General features: G+C 70.5%; 13 protein-coding genes. 10 read left to right on the plus strand and 3 right to left on the minus strand.

Going from position 1 to position 18,582, the window contains the following annotated elements:
* Positions 1–443: 443 nt before the first annotated feature.
* Together WMF22_RS08990 and WMF22_RS08995 are read left to right on the plus strand one after the other, a co-directional pair.
* Positions 444–1,535 (plus strand): efflux RND transporter periplasmic adaptor subunit, encoded by a 1,092-nt coding sequence (locus WMF22_RS08990; RefSeq protein WP_438035488.1) that lies wholly within the window; start codon positions 444–446, stop codon positions 1,533–1,535.
* A gap of 44 nt (positions 1,536–1,579) precedes the next feature.
* Positions 1,580–4,807, plus strand: coding sequence for an efflux RND transporter permease subunit (locus WMF22_RS08995; RefSeq protein ID WP_438035489.1), 3,228 nt, complete (start codon positions 1,580–1,582; stop codon positions 4,805–4,807).
* Positions 4,808–4,880: 73 nt separating this feature from the next.
* Here the strand turns inward: WMF22_RS08995 and WMF22_RS09000 are convergent, their stop codons facing one another.
* Positions 4,881–5,804 (minus strand): S1C family serine protease, encoded by a 924-nt coding sequence (locus tag WMF22_RS09000; protein ID WP_437298687.1) that lies wholly within the window; start codon positions 5,802–5,804, stop codon positions 4,881–4,883.
* On the opposite strand from WMF22_RS09000, the gene WMF22_RS09005 reads away from it, so the two are divergent.
* From WMF22_RS09005 to WMF22_RS09040, 8 genes are all read left to right on the plus strand, one after another.
* Entirely contained in the window at positions 5,788–6,060 is a 273-nt protein-coding gene (locus WMF22_RS09005) for a hypothetical protein (protein WP_438035490.1), read from the plus strand. The two genes, WMF22_RS09000 and WMF22_RS09005, sit on opposite strands and share 17 nt — an antisense overlap.
* Positions 6,061–6,150: 90 nt before the next feature.
* Positions 6,151–7,863, plus strand: coding sequence for a DUF885 domain-containing protein (locus WMF22_RS09010; protein ID WP_438035491.1), 1,713 nt, complete (start codon positions 6,151–6,153; stop codon positions 7,861–7,863).
* A 98-nt stretch (positions 7,864–7,961) separates the two neighbouring features.
* A complete protein-coding gene (locus WMF22_RS09015) occupies positions 7,962–8,489 on the plus strand; it encodes a hypothetical protein (RefSeq protein WP_437298690.1) in 528 nt (175 codons plus the stop codon).
* 260 nt (positions 8,490–8,749) lie between these two features.
* Positions 8,750–9,223 (plus strand): hypothetical protein, encoded by a 474-nt coding sequence (locus tag WMF22_RS09020; protein WP_437298691.1) that lies wholly within the window; start codon positions 8,750–8,752, stop codon positions 9,221–9,223.
* A 275-nt stretch (positions 9,224–9,498) separates the two neighbouring features.
* Positions 9,499–10,642 (plus strand): peptide chain release factor 2 gene (gene prfB / locus WMF22_RS09025; protein WP_157907532.1). Its coding sequence is split into 2 segments (ribosomal slippage): positions 9,499–9,567 and positions 9,569–10,642, totalling 1,143 coding nucleotides; the frame shifts between segments, so codons are not numbered across the junction.
* Entirely contained in the window at positions 10,639–12,357 is a 1,719-nt protein-coding gene (gene lysS / locus WMF22_RS09030) for a lysine--tRNA ligase (protein ID WP_438035492.1), read from the plus strand. The genes prfB and lysS overlap by 4 nt, the downstream gene beginning before the upstream one ends.
* Positions 12,354–14,516: an FtsX-like permease family protein gene (locus WMF22_RS09035; RefSeq protein WP_438035493.1), complete on the plus strand. Its 2,163-nt coding sequence runs from the start codon at positions 12,354–12,356 to the stop codon at positions 14,514–14,516. Before lysS ends, WMF22_RS09035 begins: the two co-directional genes overlap by 4 nt.
* 7 nt (positions 14,517–14,523) lie before the next feature.
* Complete coding sequence (locus WMF22_RS09040) at positions 14,524–15,258, plus strand: ABC transporter ATP-binding protein (RefSeq protein ID WP_012234271.1); 735 nt, start codon at positions 14,524–14,526, stop codon at positions 15,256–15,258.
* Here WMF22_RS09040 and WMF22_RS09045 read toward each other — a convergent pair.
* Positions 15,247–17,319, minus strand: coding sequence for an FAD-dependent oxidoreductase (locus WMF22_RS09045; protein WP_438035494.1), 2,073 nt, complete (start codon positions 17,317–17,319; stop codon positions 15,247–15,249). The two genes, WMF22_RS09040 and WMF22_RS09045, sit on opposite strands and share 12 nt — an antisense overlap.
* Positions 17,320–17,513: 194 nt before the next feature.
* Positions 17,514–18,557: an arginine N-succinyltransferase gene (locus WMF22_RS09050; protein ID WP_437298695.1), complete on the minus strand. Its 1,044-nt coding sequence runs from the start codon at positions 18,555–18,557 to the stop codon at positions 17,514–17,516.
* Positions 18,558–18,582: the final 25 nt, after the last annotated feature.

Genomic DNA, 18,582 nt, shown 5'->3' on the forward strand with positions numbered 1-18,582 from the left:
GGGTGACCCGCGATTCACCCGCTCGTTTCATCGCCGGCCGCCGGCCGCGCGACCCGGCGCCCATCTCCCAGCACGTTTTTCGCGGTCATGGCGGCATGAAGTGCGAGAGGGACGGAGGCCTTGTCCGGAACACCCCCTTGATGACCGGCCGGTCAGCACCCTAGTGTGTTGCCCGCCAGCTTTGCTCCTGGACCGCACCGGCAGGCGCTGGCAAAGAACCGGGCGGACTCCCCATGACACATCCTCCTTGCGGACCCGAGCGCCGTTTCGCTCGATGGGCTTTCGGCGCGCGTAGCGCCGCATCGAATCACTCCCGCGCCGCCGTCGTCGCGGCGCTGCTCGCTGCGCTCGCGGTGCCCACGTTGACCGGCTGTCGCCGCCCCGAGGCGGACGCGCAGCCGTCGCCGGCGCGCGATTCCGCCGCGCCACGCCAGAAGCCCGCGGTGCGCTTCGGGAAGGTGACCGCGCGCCCGCTCGCGCAGACGCTGGACATCAGCGGCACCCTGGTCGCCGACGAGACGAGCGAGGCGGCGACGCAGGTCGGCGGCCTGGTCGTGAGCGTCGCGGTCGACGTGGGCTCCCGGGTCAAGAAGGGCGATCCGCTCGTCGTGCTCGACGCGCGCAACGTCGCGCTCCAGTCGCAGGCCGCGTCCGCGGCCGTCGCGCAGGCGCGGGCCAAGCTCGCGCTGCAGGAAGGCGCGTCGCCGAAGGGCATCGATCCCGACCAGGTGCCGGAGGTCCGGGCCGCGAAGCAGAGCATGGAGCTCGCGAAGTCCGAGGCCGAGCGCGTGAAGCAGCTCTACGACCAGGGCGCCGTCCCCCAGTCGACCTGGGACGCGGCGCGCACGCAGGCCCAGAACGCGGCCGCGCAGTACGAGGCCGCGGTCAACGGCATCCGCGCGACCGTCGCGGCGCTCACGTCCGCGCAGGCGCAGGCGGGGCTCGCCTCGAAGGCGGTGTCCGACACGACGGTGCGGGCGCCGTTCGACGGCGCGATCGCCGAGAAGCGGATCAGCGTCGGCGAGTACGCGAGCCCCGGCCGCGTCGTGGCGGTCGTGGTCCGCGACAACCCGCTGCGGCTGCGCATCGACGTGCCCGAGGCGGACATCGCGCACATCGAGGTGGGCAAGCCGGTCAGCGTCTCGGTCGCCGCCTTCCCCGACCGCCTGTTCCCGGGCGTCGTGAAGCGGATCGGCGCGAGCCTGAAGGCCTCGTCGCGCACCCTGCCCGTGGAGGCCGAGTTCGACAACAGCGAGGGCAAGCTCCGCCCCGGCCTCTTCGCGCAGGGGCAGCTGACGCTGACCGGCGAGTCAAGAACGGCGATCCTCGTCCCCGAGTCGGCGGTCGGCACCTCCGGGACGAGCGCGCGCGTGTTCGTGAAGTCGGGCGATCGCGTGACGGAGCGGCTCGTCAAGCCCGGTCGCAAGATCGAAGGCCTCGTCGAGGTCGTCGGTCCGCTCTCGGAGGGGGATGAGGTCGCGATCGACAACGTGAGCGAGCTGGCGGACGGCATCGAGGTCGCGGCGGCGCAGTGAGCCGAGCGCACCGCGCGCCTCATTACTGAAGAAAGGTAGCGACCATGCAATGGCTCGCGGCAATCTGCATCCGTAGGCCGGTTTTCGCCTCGGTGATCGTCCTGCTCCTGACGGTGCTCGGGGCGTTCTCCTACTTCGGCCTCGGCGTGGATCGGTTCCCCAAGGTCGAGTTCCCGTTCATCGTCGTGACGACCGTCCTCCCCGGCGCAGCGCCCGAGGAGGTCGAGACGGAGCTCTCCGACAAGATCGAGTCGGCGGTCAACACGATCAGCGGCATCGACGAGCTGCGCTCGGCCTCGGTCGAGGGGCTCAGCCAGGTCATGATCTCCTTCCAGCTCGAGAAGGACGTCGACGTCGCCGCGCAGGAGGTGCGCGACAAGGTCGAGGGCATCCTCGCGGATCTGCCGGAAGGGATCGACCCGCCGGTGGTCGGCAAGCTCGATCCGGACGCCGCGCCGATCCTCACGCTCGCCGTCTCGTCGCCGAAGGCGGACGTCCGCTCGGTGACGGAGTTCGCCGACAAGACGCTCCGGCGCGAGCTGGAGTCGCTCGCCGGCGTCGGACAGGTGCTGCTCATCGGCGGCCGGAGCCGGCAGATCAACATCTGGATCGATCCGGAGAAGCTCGAGAAGTACGCCCTGACCGGCGGCGTGGTGACCCAGGCGCTGGCGAGCCAGAACGTCGAGATCCCGGCCGGCCGGATCGAGCAAGGGGGCAGGGCGCTCACCCTGCGGACGCGCGGCCGCGTGCAGTCGGTCCAGCAGATGGCGGACATCGTCCTCGCGAACCGCGACGGCTACTCCGTCCGGCTCGGCGACGTCGCGGAGGTCCAGGACGGCATGGCGGAGCCGGAGTCCGCCGGCTTCCGCGGCCTCGATCCTGCCGTGCTCCTCAGCATCCGCAAGCAGAGCGGGACGAACACCGTCGAGGTCATCGACGGGCTGAAGGCGCGGATCAGCGAGGTGGAGAAGCGCCTCCCCGAGGGGTACAGCATCGCCATCGCCCGCGATCAGTCGGAGTTCATCAAGAACTCGGTCCACGCCGTCAAGGAGCACCTCGTGCTCGGCGCGCTGCTCGCCGCGATCATCGTCGCGCTCTTCCTCGCGAACGCCCGCAGCACCATCATCTCGGCGATCGCCATCCCGACGAGCATCATCTCCACGTTCGCCCTGATGAAGGTGGCGGGCTTCACGCTCAACGGGATCACGCTCCTCGCGCTGACGCTGGCGGTCGGCATCGTGATCGACGACGCGATCGTCGTCCTCGAGAACTGCTACCGCTGGATCGAGGAGAAGGGCGCGAGCCCCTGGGAGGCGGCGCTCCAGGGCACGAAGGAGATCGGCCCCGCGGTGCTCGCGACGACGCTCTCGCTGGTCGCCGTGTTCCTCCCGGTCGCGTTCATGAGCGGCATCGTCGGCCGCTTCCTGAACTCGTTCGGCCTCACCATGGCGTTCTCGATCCTGGTGTCGCTGATCGTGAGCTTCACGCTGACGCCCATGCTGTCCGCGCGATGGCTGAAGAAGCCGGAGAAGCACGACGCCAGCAGCTCCAAGGAGTCGCGCTTCTACGGGCCGATCGAGCGCGGCTACATGGCGATCCTCCGCTGGTCGATGGCGCACCGCTGGGTGATCGTGCTCGCCTCGCTCCTGGCGCTGTTCTCGATCCCGGTGCTGGGGGGCATGGCCAAGTTCAACTTCCTCCCGATCGAGGACGAGTCGCAGTTCCAGGTCAGCATGCGCGCGCCCGAGGGCGTGAGCCTCGACGGGACGCGCGTCATCGCCACGCGGCTCGCGTCGGACATCGAGAAGCTCCCCGGCGTCTCGTACACGCTGACGACGATCGGCGACGATCCGCAGAAGACGCCGAACATGGCCACCATCTACGTGAAGCTCAAGCCGGCGGAGGAACGCGCGCTGTCGCAGCAGGACCTCATCGATCGCGCCCGGCGCGAGCTCCAGCCCAAGTTCGACGCGGAGAAGCTCCGGGCGAACATCGGCCCAGTGCCCGCCTTCTCCGGCGGCCAGAACACCCAGATCGCCTACCAGGTGCAAGGCCCCGACCTCCAGAAGATCGGCCAGTACTCCGACGTGCTGCTGCAGAAGCTCAAGGCGATCCCGGGCGTCGTCGATCCGGACACCTCGCTGCTCGTGGGCAAGCCGGAGATCCGCGTGGTCATCGACCGCAAGAAGGCCGCCGATCTCGGCGTTCAGGTCGGCGACGTGGCCAGCACCCTGCGGCTCCTGGTCGGCGGGTACAAGGTGTCGACCTACAACGAAGGCGGGGAGCAGTACGAGGTGCGCGCGCGCGCGCTGCCGAGCTTCCGCTCCGACAAGGAAGGCCTCGCGAAGATCACGGTGCCCTCGACCAAGCTCGGCGCCGTGACGCTCGACAACGTGGTGTCGTTCACCGAGGGGACGGGCCCGTCGCGCATCGAGCGGTACAACCGGCAGCGGCAGGTCATGCTGACCGCGAACCTCGAGGCGGGCTACTCGCAGCAGACGGTCATCCAGGAGCTCGACAAGGCCGTGTCGCAGATGAACCTCGCGTCCGGCTACTCCGCTGGCCCCGTCGGCGCGTCGAAGGAGCTCGTCAAGATGATGAAGAGCTTCCTCGTCGCCCTCCTCCTGTCGCTGGTCTTCATGTACCTCGTGCTCGCGGCGCAGTTCGAGTCGTGGCTGCACCCGATCACGATCCTCCTGTCGTTGCCGCTGACGGTGCCGTTCGCGTTCATCGCGGTCATCATCTTCCGGCAGTCGCTCAACATCTTCTCGCTGCTCGGCATCGTCGTGCTGTTCGGCGTCGTGAAGAAGAACTCGATCCTCCAGATCGATCACACGATCAAGCTGCGCGAGCACGGCTTGCCGCGGGCGCAGGCCATCCTGGAGGCGAACCGCGACAGGCTCCGGCCGATCCTGATGACCACGCTCGCGTTCGTCGCCGGCATGATCCCGCTCGTCGTCTCGAGCGGCGCGGGCTCGGGCACGAACCGCGCGACCGGCTTCGTGATCATCGGCGGGCAGACGCTGGCGCTCCTCCTGACGCTGCTCGCGACCCCGGTCGCCTACTCGCTGTTCGACGACGTCTCGTCGTGGCTCAAGCGGATCCTGCCCTTCATGCGGGGCAGCGACGACCAGGGCGAGCCGCGCGGGGCGGGGGAGGGCGGCGTCGCTCCGGCGGGGGATGGGGTCGTCGCGGCGGGGCACCGCGGCGCCGCGGCGCGCACCGCCGTCGCGCACGACGCGGGCCGGCCGGCGCCGGCGCAGCTCGACTAGCGGCACCCCGACCGCGCTCCGGGGCCGCGGCGCGCCGCGCCCGGCCCCCTTCGCTACCGCGGCGAGGCGCCGCTCACCGCGCTTCGCCGTGGACCTTGCGCAGGATCACCTCGAGCAGCCCGTCGAACGCGTCGCGCATCGCCCAGGCCTGGGCGGCCTCGTCGTCGAGGCCAGCCGCCTTGCGCCGCCCCTCGACGAGCGCGTTCCTCGGGCCCCTGCACGCGGGGCCGAGCCGGCGCTCCATGTCGAGCGAGGCGCCCGCGTAGACGTGGTAGCAGGACGCGAAATCCCCCTGGTTGTAGAGGGGCGAGCCGACCTGGATCGCGCCGTCCATCGTGCGCGCCAGCACGAGCAGGTCACCCTCGGTGCAGCCGCGGAGGATCGCGAGCGCGTGGTGAGGCACCGATCGCTTGACCGCCGGCAGCCCTTGCTCTTCCTCGGCCGTCTCGGCCGCGAACGTCGAGAGCGGGACGGGATCGGGGCGCACGAGCAGCCGCTTGAGGTAGTCGGCGGGCACGCCGAAGTTGAGGTTCTGCCCCTGCGTCGAGACCGCCGCCGCGACGCCGATCACCTCGCCGTGGTCGTTGAACAGCGGGCCGCCCGAGGAGCCTGGCGCGATCGGCGCGGAGATCTGCAGCAGCGTCAGCTCCGGATCCACGACGCGGACCGCGCTCACGAGGCCGTTCGACACGGTGTCCGCGAGGCCGAGCGGATGGCCGATCGCGACGACCGGATCGCCGGGGCGGACCGCGCCGCTGTTGCCGAGCGAGAGCAGCGGGAGCCTCCGAGGCGCGTGGATCCGGACGATCGCGAGATCTCGAGCCTCGTCGAACGCGAGCACCTCGAGCACCGGGTGCTCGCTCTGATCGGAGAGGACGACCTTGAGGTCCGGCATCCCGGCGACGACGTGGAAATTCGTCGCGATCCAGCCGTCCTCGCGGACGAGGAAGCCCGCCCCGAGCGAGCCGTCGCCGCGGATCGTGACGACCGCCGGCATGGCGCGCGCCGCGATCTGCGCGGGCGTCATCGCCGCGGGCTGTGACGCGGAGGTCGCCGGCTGGCTTGTCGAGCTCGCGGTGCAGCCGAGCGCCGCGATCGCCGCCGCGGCGACGAGCGCCGAGGCGCGGGGCCAGGCGCGCCGCCGCGGGGGGCGGGGGCGCGATGGAGGAGCGGCGCAGGAGGGCCGGTCGTCGTCATGGAGCTCGCCTGGCAGGCTGCGGTGGTTCATGTCGCTCCCCGAGGCCGCCGCGTGAGCGACCTCCCTCCAGCAAGCGTAACGAAGACCCGACGGATCGTCTCGCGCGCCCGGAGAAAATCCGGTCGTGGCCGCATATGCTGTCGCGGTGAGCCAAGACCACGACGCGCGTGATCCCATCTTCGCCCTCAGCGACGAGTTCGTCGAAGCCTTCGCTGCCCGCTGTCCTGCCCATGCCACCCTCGCGGGCATCCCCTGCGACGAAGGCGCCTGGAACGACTGGAGCCCGAGCGGCGCCGCGTCCTGGGCCTCCACGGTCGCGTCCTTCCAGGAGCGGCTCCGCTCGCTGCCGCCGCCGCGCCCCGGCGGGGAGGCGCGGTGGGGTCGCCTCGCACGCCGTGTCATGGCGGAACACCTGGATGAGCGGCTCGACGATTTCCGTCACGGCGAGCACCTGCGCGATCTCAACAACATCGAGTCGGCGTTCCAGCACCTCCGGATGGTCTTCGACCTCATGGATGTCCACAGCGCCGCCGGCTGGGAGGCCATCGCGTCGCGCCTGGAGGGCCTGCCCCGCGCGTGCGACAGCTACCGCGCGTCGCTCGAGGAGGGCCGCCGGACGGGCCAGGTCGTCGCGCGTCGCCAGGTGTTCGCCGTGATCGAGCAGGCGCGCTACCAGGCGGGCGACGCGTCGTTCTTCCTCACGCTGCCGGCCGCTCACGAGGCGTCGGGCTGCGGCGCGGGCGCCGGCCGCGCACGCGTCGTCGACGGCGTCGAGCGGGCGCGCGCCGCGTTCGGCGCGCTCGCCGGCTACCTGGAGCAGACGTACCTGCCGAGCGCGCGCGCCGCGGACGCCGTGGGAGAGGAGCGCTACCTGCGCCTCGCGCGCCGCTTCCTCGGCGCGAGCATCGACCCGATCGAGACCTACGCCTGGGGGTGGTCCGAGGTGCACGCCATCGAGGCCCAGATGGCGCGCCTCGCCGGCGAGATCCTCCCCGGCGCGTCGTTGCCCGAGGTGATCGATCTGCTCATGACCGACCCCGCCCGGTGCGCGCAGGGCGCCGACGAGTTCCTCCGCATGATGTCCGAGCGCCAGCGAAAGGCGCTCGCCGATCTCGACGGCGTCCATTTCGACATCCCGGCGCCCATCCGTCACATCGAGGTGAAGCTCGCTCCGCCGGGCGGCGCGCTCGGCGCCTACTACGTGCCCCCGAGCGACGGCTTCAAGCGGCCCGGCACCGTCTGGTATGCGCCCGGCACGAAGCAGGCGTTCCCGCTCTACGAGGAGATCACCACGGCGTACCACGAGGGTTTTCCCGGCCATCACCTGCAGTGCGCGCTCCAGGTGCACCTCGATGACCGGCTGAGCCGACTCCACCGCTTCCTGGTGACGAACTCCGGCCACGCCGAGGGGTGGGCCCTCTACGCCGAGCAGCTCATGTACGAGCTCGGTCATTTCGAGCGCCCCGATTACGTGCTCGGGATGCTCGCGGGCAAGCTGACGCGCGCCTACCGCGTCGTCCTCGACATCGGCATGCACCTGGAGCTGCCGATCCCCCGGGACGCGCCGCTCCACGCCGGCGAGCCCTGGCGCTACGAGATCGCCGTCGAGTACCTCCACCGCCGGGCCTTCCTCACGCTGGATCACGCGCACAGCGAGGCGACGCGCTATCTGGGCTGGCCGGGGCAGGCGATCTCCTACAAGGTCGGCGAGCGCGTCGTCCTGGAGCTGCGCGACACGCTGCGGCGCCGCCACGGCGAGGCCTTCGATCTGAAGGCGTTTCACGCCAGGGTGATCGGCTCCGGGTCCGTCGGGCTCGACCACCTGCGCGAGATCGTGCTCGACGACGCCGCGCTCTGAGCGCGCGTCAGACACGCGCTCGTCGGACACGCGCTCGTCGGACACGCCCGTCCGCTTCGCGCCTCGACGCGCGGCCACGCGCGTGCCAATCGACGCGGGTGAGCGCTCCCCCAGCGAACGAAGCCCCCGAGGCGCGGCCGGACGGCTCGGACCTTTGCACCGCGTGTGGCCTCTGCTGCACGGGGCTGCTCTTCGACGTCGCGCCGCTCGAGGAGCACGAGCTCCCGCGGGCCGAGAAGCTGCGCCTGCCGCTCGCTTGCAACCGGTACCACGACGCCTTCAGCCTGCCGTGCCCCTGCCACCTCGACCGGAAGTGCACCGTCTACGAGATGCGCTTCTCCGTGTGCAGCAGCTACGAGTGCGGCCTGCTCCGGCGCTGCAAGGCGGGCGAGGTGCCGCTCGGCGAGGCGCTGTCCCGCGTCGAGCGCGTGCTGCGCCTGACGGACGCGGTGCGCGCGCGGGTGCCGCCGCTCGCGCCGCCGCGTCCGCTCTGGGATGAGGCCCGCGAGCACATCCGCCGGCGTGACGCCGAGGACCCGTCGCCGGCGTGGCAGGGCGAGCGCGGCGCGCTCGTCGCCGCGCTCGGCGAGCTCCGGGTCGCGTGCAGGGAAGGGCTCGATCCGTAGCGCCGGCGCCCCGCGAGGGCCGCGGGAAATGGTCTTTCCCATGTCGGGGTCCAATCCGCGGGGCGCCCCAGCGCGCTTTGGAGATCTCCCTCTCCCTGTCCTGCAAAGATCTCCAGGGCCCTCAGGACACCGACGAGCGCGGAGACTCCCATGCTTCGTCCAGGCCGAGCGTGATCCGCCCTCGGCTGCGCGCGCCGCGCCCTCGTCAACATGCTTGTCTCGGCCTCCCGGCGGCAGGCTCCAGGCCGTATATACGACCCATGGAACCGACGATCCGCCGGCTGACCAACAAGTATTCTGCCATCGCTGCAGTGATCAGCTTCGTCACTCAGCCCATTCCCGGCGCAGATGAGCTGATCGTGGTTCCCATTCATTACTCCTTCTCCGTGTCGCTGACCCGGCGCCGGGGCGTGCCGCTCCGCAGGGCTCCGTGGCTTCAGGTGAGCAAGATCATCTGGGGTGGAGCGGGCGTCAGGCTCTTCGCCAATTTCACGCTCGGCCTCGTCCCGGTCGCCGGTCTCTTCTCCAATGCGGTCACCGCCGTCGCCTTGACGGAGTACCTGGGCCGCTACCTCGACGCCGCGCTGAGCAGCAAGGCGCCGCCTCCCGCGGTCTCCCTCCGGGCCATCCGGGATGCCCTGCGGCACCCAAGGCGAGCGCGGAGCGCTCAGCGGTTGTGGTCCAGGATCCGCCGCGCCGTCCGGGAGTCCGTCCCTGCGCCGACTCCTGGTTGAGGCGCCTTGTCCTGCTGGACGGGAAGCTCGGAGCTCGCGCGGCCTCGGGGCGCCCGGCGGTCGTGACGCGGTCCACGGCCAAGGAATCCGCGGCGCCGGGTCATCCGCCGCACCCTCTCTCCGGCCGCGCGCCGCGTCGGAGAGCGCGTCGCCGGCGCGCCGGACGTGGAGCCGACGTGGGGCCGGCGTGGAGCCGCCTCGGCCCGCCCGCGCGCGGCGGTCTCGCCTGGCGTCTCTCCTGGCGATCGCCGCCCAGATCGAATAGATCCCCGGCCATGCTCTCCGAGACCCGCGAGAAAGTCCTCGACATCAAACGGCGCTTTGAGGCGCTAAGGGGGCATCTTTGACGTCCCCAAGCTCGAACGGATGCTCCAGGATCTGACCCAGACGACGCTGTCGTCGGGGTTCTGGAACGATCAGGAAAAGGCCCAAGCCGTCCTCCGCAAGCGCGCCCAGGTCGAGTCAAAGCTCGAGGTGGCGCAGCGGCTCGGCCGCGAGATCGAGGATCTCGCGGAGTACCTCGAGCTCGGCGCTGCCGAGGGCGACGAGGGCGTCATCGCCGACGCCGACGCGCAGGCCGACGCCATCGCCGGGCGCCTGCGCAAGGTCGAGCTCGATCGGATGCTGTCCGGCCCCGCCGACCGCGGCAACGCCATCGTCAGCATCCACCCGGGCGCCGGCGGCACCGACGCGAAGGACTGGGCGTCCATGCTCCTCCGCATGTACCTGCGCTTCTGCGAGCGCCGCGGGTACAAGACGGAGATCATCGACTACCAGGACGGCGACGAGGCCGGCATCGACGCTGTCACCCTCACGGTGAGCGGCGACGCGGCGTACGGCTATCTGCGCTCCGAGGCCGGGGTCCACCGCCTCGTCCGGATGAGCCCGTTCAACGCCGATCACACCCGCCAGACCGCGTTCGCCGCCGTCGAGGTCACCCCGGACAGCGACGACGAGATCAACATCCAGGTCAACGAGAAGGACATCGAGATCACGACGATGCGCGCCGGCGGCAAGGGCGGGCAGAACGTGAACAAGGTCGAGACCGCCGTTCGCCTGCGGCACATCCCGACCGGACTCAACATCGTGTGCCGCGCCGAGCGCAGCCAGCACCAGAACCGCGCGATGGCGATGAAGGTCCTCAAGGCGAAGCTGTACGAGATGGAGCTCCAGAAGCGGGAGGCCGAGGTCCAGGCCTACAACGCCGCGAAGAGCTCCATCAACTTCGGCAGCCAGATCAGGAACTACGTCCTCGCGCCCTACCGGCTCGTCAAGGACGTGCGCACCTCCACCGAGGCCACCGACGTGGACGCCGTCCTCGACGGCGATCTCGAGGGCTTCATCGAGGCCTACTTGCTCGCCGCGGCCGGCGGTTCGCTCAGGAAGGGCGGCTCGGTCGCGGAGGACGACGCTCCGTGAGCCAGCAAAAAGACAGACCGAACGACAAGAAGACCGAGCGGCTCGTGAAGGAGGCCGCCGAGGCCGCGCGCGCCGAGGAGACGCTGATCGCCACGCGAAAGGCGAAGGCGGCGCGCCTCCGCGCGCGCGGCGACAACCCGTTCGCCAACGACGTCACGGAGGGCGAGCCGCTCGTCGAGCTCGCGGCCGTCCGCGCCCGCTTCGACGGGGCGCGGGCCGCGGCCGAGCCGAGGCCCGAGGGCGCGGCGCCCGAGCGATCCGCCTCCGCGGCGGATCGCTACGATCCGGCGCGCGTCGAGCCGGTCCCGTTCCGCGTCGCGGGCCGGGTCCTCTTCGTGCGCTCGTTCGGCGGCGTCACCTTCGTCCGGCTGCGCGACCGCACCGGCGAGCTCCAGCTCTACTGCGAGCAGGGGAGCCTCGCCGATTTCGAGCGGCTGGAGGACATCGATCTCGGCGACTTCGTCGAGGCCCACGGCGTCGCGATGGCGACGCAGAAGGGCGAGCTCTCGATCCGCGCAGGGCGCCTCCGGCTGCTCACGAAGGCCTACCGCCCGCTGCCGACCAAGACGAGCTTCAAGGACGTCGAGTCGCGTTACCGCATGCGGTACGTCGATCTCGTGGCCAACCCGCACGTCGCGGGGGTCTTCCGCGCCCGCTCCGCGATCGTCGCCGCGCTGCGCGAGTTCCTCGACGCGCGCGGCTTCCTCGAGGTCGAGACCCCGACGATGCACACGCTCGTCGGCGGCGCGGCCGCGAAGCCGTTCAAGACCCACCACAACGCGCTCGACCTCGAGCTCTTCATGCGCATCGCGCCGGAGCTCTTCCTGAAGCGGCTCGTGGTCGGCGGCTTCGAGCGCGTCTACGAGATCGCGCGCTGCTACCGGAACGAGGGGCTGTCGACGCGGCACAACCCCGAGTTCACGATGCTCGAGTACTACCAGGCGTACGCGACGTACGAGACGCTGATGGACGCCACCGAGGCGATGCTCCGCCATGTCGACGCCCGCCTCGCCGAGCGGCTCCCGGCCGAGCACGCGGCCTGGGCCGCGCAGCGCACGTACTCGCTCGAGCGCTTCGAGCGCGTCCCCATGGCCGAGGGGATCGCCCGCGCCCTGGCGAAGTCGGGCCTGCCGGCCGACGTCCCGCAGCGCGTCGCCGCGGACGACGCCCCGATCAAGGAGTGGGCGAAGGCGGCGAAGGCGAGCGGGCGCGAGATCGACTGGACGAACTTCCGCGCGGGCGCGAAGAAGTGCGAGTCGCCGGGTGAGCTCGTCTTCTGCGCCTACGAGTACGTGGTCGAGCCGTTCCTCACGAGGGACTACCGCACGGAGGCGGGCGACAAGAGCGTCCCTGTCTTCATCATCGACTATCCCTTCGAGGTCTCCCCGCTCGCGCGCAAGAAGGACAGCGATCCTTCGCTGGTCGACCGCTTCGAGCTCTTCATCGACGGCCGCGAGCTCTGCAACGCCTTCAGCGAGCTCAACGACCCCGAGGACCAGGACGCGCGATTCCGCGCGCAGGTCGAGAAGAAGTCGCGGGGCGAGGAGGAGACGATGGATTACGACGCCGACTACGTCCGCGCCCTGGAGCACGGCCTCCCGCCGACGGCGGGCTTCGGCATGGGGGTCGATCGCCTGACGATGCTCCTCACCGGCGCGACCTCCATCCGCGACGTCATCCTGTTCCCGCTCCTCCGTCCCGAGACCGACGCGTGATCGAGCTCTCCAGGTCGTTGCAGGCCGCGCTCCTCGCCGCCGTCGCTCTGGGCATCGTCCTGCTCGCCTGGCGGGGCTACACCCGCTTCGACAAGAAGGGCGAGCTGGAGCCGCGGCGCCCCGGCGTCGTGCGCGTCGGGGTCGTGGTCGCCCTCACGGGCGCCAGCCTGCTCGCGCTCACGCTCATCGGGTCCAGCGGGCGCGCGAAGGGCCTCGCGCCCATCGGCGCCTTCTTCGCGGGCAATACCCAGCAGATCGCCCAGCTCGTCGTTGCGCTGATCGTGGGGGGTGCCCTTCGGCTGTTCCGGGCCAGGATGACCGCGGACAACGCCCGGTGGCTCTCCGGCAGGTGGGGGTTCAAGGCCCGCGTGGGGCTCCGCGTGCTCGGCGCGATGTCCCTGCTCGCCGCGCTCGCGATCGTCGTCCTCTGGGTCGCGGTCCTGCCCATCCAGCCGACCTTCAGGTGGATCCTTGGAGGCACCCTGTTCGGCGCGGGCGCGGGCTACCTGGTCGCCGGGAGCCGCCCCGTCCGCAAGGGGCTCTATCGCGCGCTCGGCTGGTGGTGGGGCGCGCTCGTGGGCGTGGCGTTCGGCGTCACCGCGACGCTCACGGCCAGGATGCCCGTCGGGAAGGGCGCGTCGTTCAACTCGACGGATCAGATCATCCGCTTCACCGCGCTCGTCTCGAGCGTCGTCTTCCTGTTCTTCGTGCTGTCGGCGCTCCTGCCGCTCGCCCTCGACGCGCTCGAGCGCCGGAGCTTCGTGCCCCACGTGGCCGCGCGCCACGTGCGCGCCTCGAAGAGCGGCTTTCTCACGGTCATCTCGGTCCTGTCGATGGCCGGCGTCGCCGTCAGCTCGTGCGCCCTGTGCTCGGTGACGAGCATCATGGGCGGCTTCGGCGCCGACCTGAAGCGCAAGATCCTCGGCAACAACGCGCACATGGTCGTCGACGCCTCCCGCCCTGGCGGCTTCGGCAACTGGGACGACAAGCTCACCCAGGTGCGCGTCGCGCTCGCGCCCTACGGGGGCGCCGCGACCCCGGTCGCGGCCGGCGAGGCGATGGGCTCCAGCGCCTCGAACACCGCGGGCGCGCTCGTCCGCGGCATCGATCCGGACACCATCGGGCAGGTCATCGACCTCGCCAAGAACATCGAGGTCGGCAGCTTCGACTACCTGCGCGATCCCGAGAAGCTGACGAGCCTGCCTCCCGAGGAGATCATCGGTCGAGGCCCGGGCGGGGAGCCGTACTTCAAGGGGCCGGACTTCCGCCAGCCAACGGACGTCGACCCGTCGGTGCGCGACTACCTGAAGCAGCAGACGCGCGTGTACCCGGGCGTCATCATCGGCCGCGAGCTCGCGAAATCGCTCCACGTGCTCGTCGGGGACGAGGTGACCCTCCTGTCGCCGATGGGCGAGCTCGGCCCCACCGGCGTGATGCCCCGCTCCCGCAAGTTCCGCGTCGCGGCGATCTTCTATAGCGGCATGTACGAGTACGACGTCACGCACGCGTACGTCTTGATGGAAGAGGCGCAGAAGTTCTTCAGCCTCGACGACAAGATCACCCACATCGACATCCGGGTCCCGGATCCCGAGCGGGTGCAGGAGGTCCGCCCGGCCGTGGAGGCGGCCGTCGCCGCGAGCGCCGCGCTGGACGAGGCGCCGGAGGGAGGCAAGCCGCCGCCGCAGCTCCGCGTCCGCGACTGGATGGAGATGAACAAGAACCTCTTCAGCGCGCTCAAGCTGGAGAAGATCGCGACGTTCATCATCCTGTCCATCGCCATCGCGGTCGCGAGCTTCTGCATCGTCTGCACGCTGCTGCTCATGGTGACCGAGAAGGGCAAGGAGATCGCCGTCCTGAAGGCGCTGGGCGCCTCGGACAACATGGTGATGCGCGTGTTCATGCTCGAGGGCGTGATCATCGGCGCCATCGGCACGATCTACGGTGTCGGCACCGCGCTCGCGGTCTGCACGGGCCTGTACTGGTTCGGTGTCCGGCTCGATCCGGACGTCTATTACATCGACCGGTTGCCCGTGAACGTGAACCTCTCCGACTACGCGATGGTCGCGGTCGCGTCGATGCTCATCTGCACCATCGCCACCATCTACCCGGCCCGCGCCGCCTCGAGGCTCTCTCCGGTCGACGGGCTCCGCTACGAGTAATCACTCCATGTCCACTCCGCTCGTCGTCGTCGAAGACCTCCGCAAGACGTTCGTTCACATGGGCCGCGAGCTCCACGTGCTCTGCGGCATCGACATCGTCATCAACCAGGGCGAGGTCGTGGCGTTCGTGGGCCCCTCGGGCGCCGGCAAGAGCACGTTCCTCCACTGCATCGGCACGCTGGACCTCCCGACGAGCGGCCGTATCCGCCTCGGCAACGACGAGCTCACCGGCCTCCCGGGCTCGCGGCTCGCGGCGATCCGGAACCGGACGATCGGCTTCGTCTTCCAGTTCCACCACCTGCTCCCCGAGTTCAACGCGGTCGAGAACGTGATGATGCCGGGCCTCATCCAGGGGAAGACCCGCCGCGAGATGGAGCCGCTCGCGCGCTCGCTGCTCGCCGAGGTCGGCCTCGCGGCGCGCGCGACGCACCGGCCGGGGGAGCTGTCGGGCGGCGAGCAGCAGCGCGTGGCCCTGGCGCGGGCGCTCGTCCTGTCGCCCAAGCTCCTGCTCGCCGACGAGCCGACCGGGAACCTCGACACCGCGACGAGCGACTCGATCCACCAGCTGTTCTTCGAGATGAACCGAAAGCACGGCACCACGGTCGTGGTGGTCACGCACAACCTCAGCTTCGCCGAGTCGATGCCGCGCGTGGTGACCATGCGCGACGGGACGATCGAGAGCGATCGCATCGGCAGCGAGCGCGCCGCGGCCCTCGGGTACCGCGACGGCTCAGCCGGATAGCCGCTCGCTCAGCAGCTCGGCCGCGCGCAGCGACATGGCCATGATGGTCATCTGCGGGTTCACGCCGAGCGACGAGGGGATCGCGCTTCCGTCACACACGTAGAGCCCCGCGACGTCGTGCGCCTGGTGGTCCGGCCCGAGGCACGATGACCGCGGATCGACCCCGATACGGCACGTCCCGAGCGGGTGGAACGCGGCCACGTCGAGGTCCCCGGCCTGGATCTGCCGCGCCTTGAGCCGCTCCAGGTCCGCGGGGCCGTTCACCTCGTCGCAGCCGGCGACGAGCGGCAGGACGCGCCGCGCCCCCGCGGTCAGGAACACCTCGCAGAGCAGCTCGACCCCGCGCTTCATCTTCGCGAGGTCCTCCCGGTTCATCGTGTAGAGCACGAGCGGCGTGCCGCCGATCCCGGGCCTCACCTCGCCGCGGCTCGTGTCCTTGATCATGAACCCGAACGTCGCGAGGTGCGGATACCGCTCCATCAGCTCCGTGTAGCGGTGTCCCGTCCAGGGCACGGCCAGCGCGGCGACGTCGAACGGGAGCGAGCCTCCCTCGAACATCAGCCCTTCATCGGCGAAGTGGTCGATCTGGTAGCCCTGCGGGATGCCTTGCCACTGATCGATCCGCTCATCGAAGAGCGCCATCACCTTCGACGCCGGGTGGATCGAGAGGTTCTTTCCCAGCGCGCCGCTCGACAGGCACGCTCCGCTCCGGCGCAGGAGCAGCGGCGTCATCAGCGCGCCGCCGGCCACGACGACGGCCTCCGCCCTGACCACGAGCCGCGGCCCCCGCCCAGCGCCGCTCGCCGCGCGGCCGCCAGCCCTCGTGTCGCCGCCGAGCACTGCAGTCGCCCCCCGCGCGCGGCCCGCCACGATGTCGATCGTCCTGACCCGCGCCGCCGTGATGAGCTGCGCGCCCCGCTTCAGCGCCTCGGGCACATAGCTCACGTCGGTCGAGCGCTTGGCTCCCGTGGGGCAGCCGAAGCAGCAGATCCCCTGCCCATCGCAGTCCGGCGCGTTGCGCTGGAGCGGCCCGTGCCGCAGCCCGAGCCGCTCCGCCCCGCGCCGGACGATCGGCCCGATCGCCCCGAGGTGCAGCGGGTCGGCAGGGGCGACCTGGAGCATGCGCTCGACGCGCTCGTAATAAGGAGCGAGCCCGCCGGACGAGAACTCCGCAGGCAGCCCCATGCCGTCTCGCCACGACGCGAAGGTGCTCTCCGGAGCCCGGTAGCAAGTCCCGGAGTTGATCACGGTGCTCCCTCCGACGGCGCGCCCCGCGAACACCGGGATGTTCACGTTGCCGAGCGTCATGTCGAGCCCGTGGTCGCGGTACATCTCCCGGTAGGCGCGCGCGGGCCGTCCGGTGAAGCTCGAGCGGCGGTGGAAGTCGCCCTCCTCGAGCATGAGCACCGCGTGTCCGCGCGACGCGAGCTCGTAGGCCGCGGCCGCTCCGCCGGCGCCGGTGCCGATCACGAGGACCTCGCACTCGAGCTCCAGGTCCTCCTCGACCTCGCGCCCGTCCGTCACCTGCGCGAGCCAGCGCGGCGCCTCGTCGCGCACCGTGGGCAGCTCGTAACGGCAGCCGACGTGCTTGAACATCTCGGGCCGGTCGTAGTGGACGAACCTGAGCGGCGTGAGCGCGGCGCGGAGCAGCGAGCGCAGCGTCCGCGCCCGGCTCTGCTCGAAGCCGCGGAGCACCTCCATCCGATCCTCGAGCGGCAGCGCCGACAGCGGCCTGAGCCGGAACGGAAGGGGAGCGAGCTCTATCGCCCACAGCGCCGCGCGCACCCCTTGCGCCAGGTGCGGCGGGATCGAGCCGAGCCAGGCCGCGAGCCGGCCGGCGGTCGCGGCGCCCGCGCCGTCGAGGAAGCGGCCGGGCGGCATCGCCGCCTCGGCGAGCGCGGCGGCGATACGCATCTCCCGCCCGGAGAGCCTGGGCGCCGCGCCGCCCTTTGCCTCGGGGGCCCTCTCCGGGCCGGCATCCTTTTTCGGTGTCCCGGACCGGCGTTCCCCCCGCTCCAGCGCGGGCAAGCGCCCGAAATCGAGGTCCAATCCAAGGGTCATGGTCCTCCGAAACGCTCGTGAAAACTTCTGTTAATTCTGTAGCAACAGAATCGTTACAAGGCAAGGCGGGCTGATCCGCTGGTGGATATGGCGCGCAGGCGGGCTGATCCGCTGGTCTCGCGTGTGCTGGACGTGGCGCACAGGCGGGCTGATCCGTTGGCCTTGCGCACTGGACGTGGAGCACACGCGCCCTGTCACGGCATCGGCAGGACCCAGATCGGCGAGCGAGGCTGGAGCTCGAGGTGCTTCCAGGCGTCCTCGGCGATCGCCATGCCGAGCTCTCCCTCATCGCGGAGGCTCGCGGCGACCGCGCGAAAATAAGGGGCGTCCGGGCGCTCGATCGCGAGGATGCCCTTCGGATCCGACGGGCTCGGGGTGAACGGGCGGCCCGCCTTCGCCCGGCGCGTATCGCGCACGAGCGAGATCTCGTCCATGCGGGCGGTGAAGTGCGGCCCTCCGTCGAACGGATCGACCCTGTGGGCATAGCGGAAGCCGACGCGGCGGAGCAGCTTCTCCACCCCCCGGGTCTGCGCCCCGACCTTCCCGATCACGCGCTGCGCGTCCTCGGGCAGCAGCGAGGCGTAGATGGTCCCCTCCGGGAAGAGCCCCTTGATGAACTCCTTGTTCTTCTTGGAGAGGAGATCCGCGTCGGCATAGCTCATGTCGGTGAACTTGCGCCCGAGCGCTTCCCAGAGGTGGCTTGTCCCGTCCGGCTCGAGGGGGGGCATCAGCTCCGCGAGGATCTCGTCCTGGAACAGCGCGGATCGCGCGGCCATGTAGAGGAAGCGAACATAGGAGATCATCGTGCCGAGCCGCTCGGTCCCTTGCCGGTACTCCGGCATGAGCACGAGCCCGCCGATCTCCGTGGGGCCGTTGTACGAGTAGCCGATGCGCAGCACGGTATGATGGAAGTGCTTGTCGATCGTGGCCGAGTACTTCTCCTCGTCGAGCACGTCGAAGAAGATGTAGGGGACGCCGCGCCGGCCGAGCTGCGCGATGATCATCGACGTCCCGACGATCATGCCCTTGTCGCCCTTCGTCAGGTCGACGAGGACGAAGACGTATTGGCGGAGGCGGGGATCCTGGATCGCCCCGCTGAAGCTCTTGTGGCTCTCGGCGACGATCTCGTGGATTGCGTCACGGTTGTTCGGCAGGTTGACCGAGTTCAGGTGGCGCGCGACATAGAGGAGCTGTTCCTCGTCGCCGGTCACGGCTGCGCGTATCTCGAACGAGACCATCGCCGGAAGCCTACGCGTGGCGCCC

It is taken from the genome of Sorangium sp. So ce204, from assembly GCF_051526795.1.
GTDB classification, from domain to species: Bacteria; Myxococcota_A; Polyangia; order Polyangiales; family Polyangiaceae; genus Sorangium; species Sorangium cellulosum_B.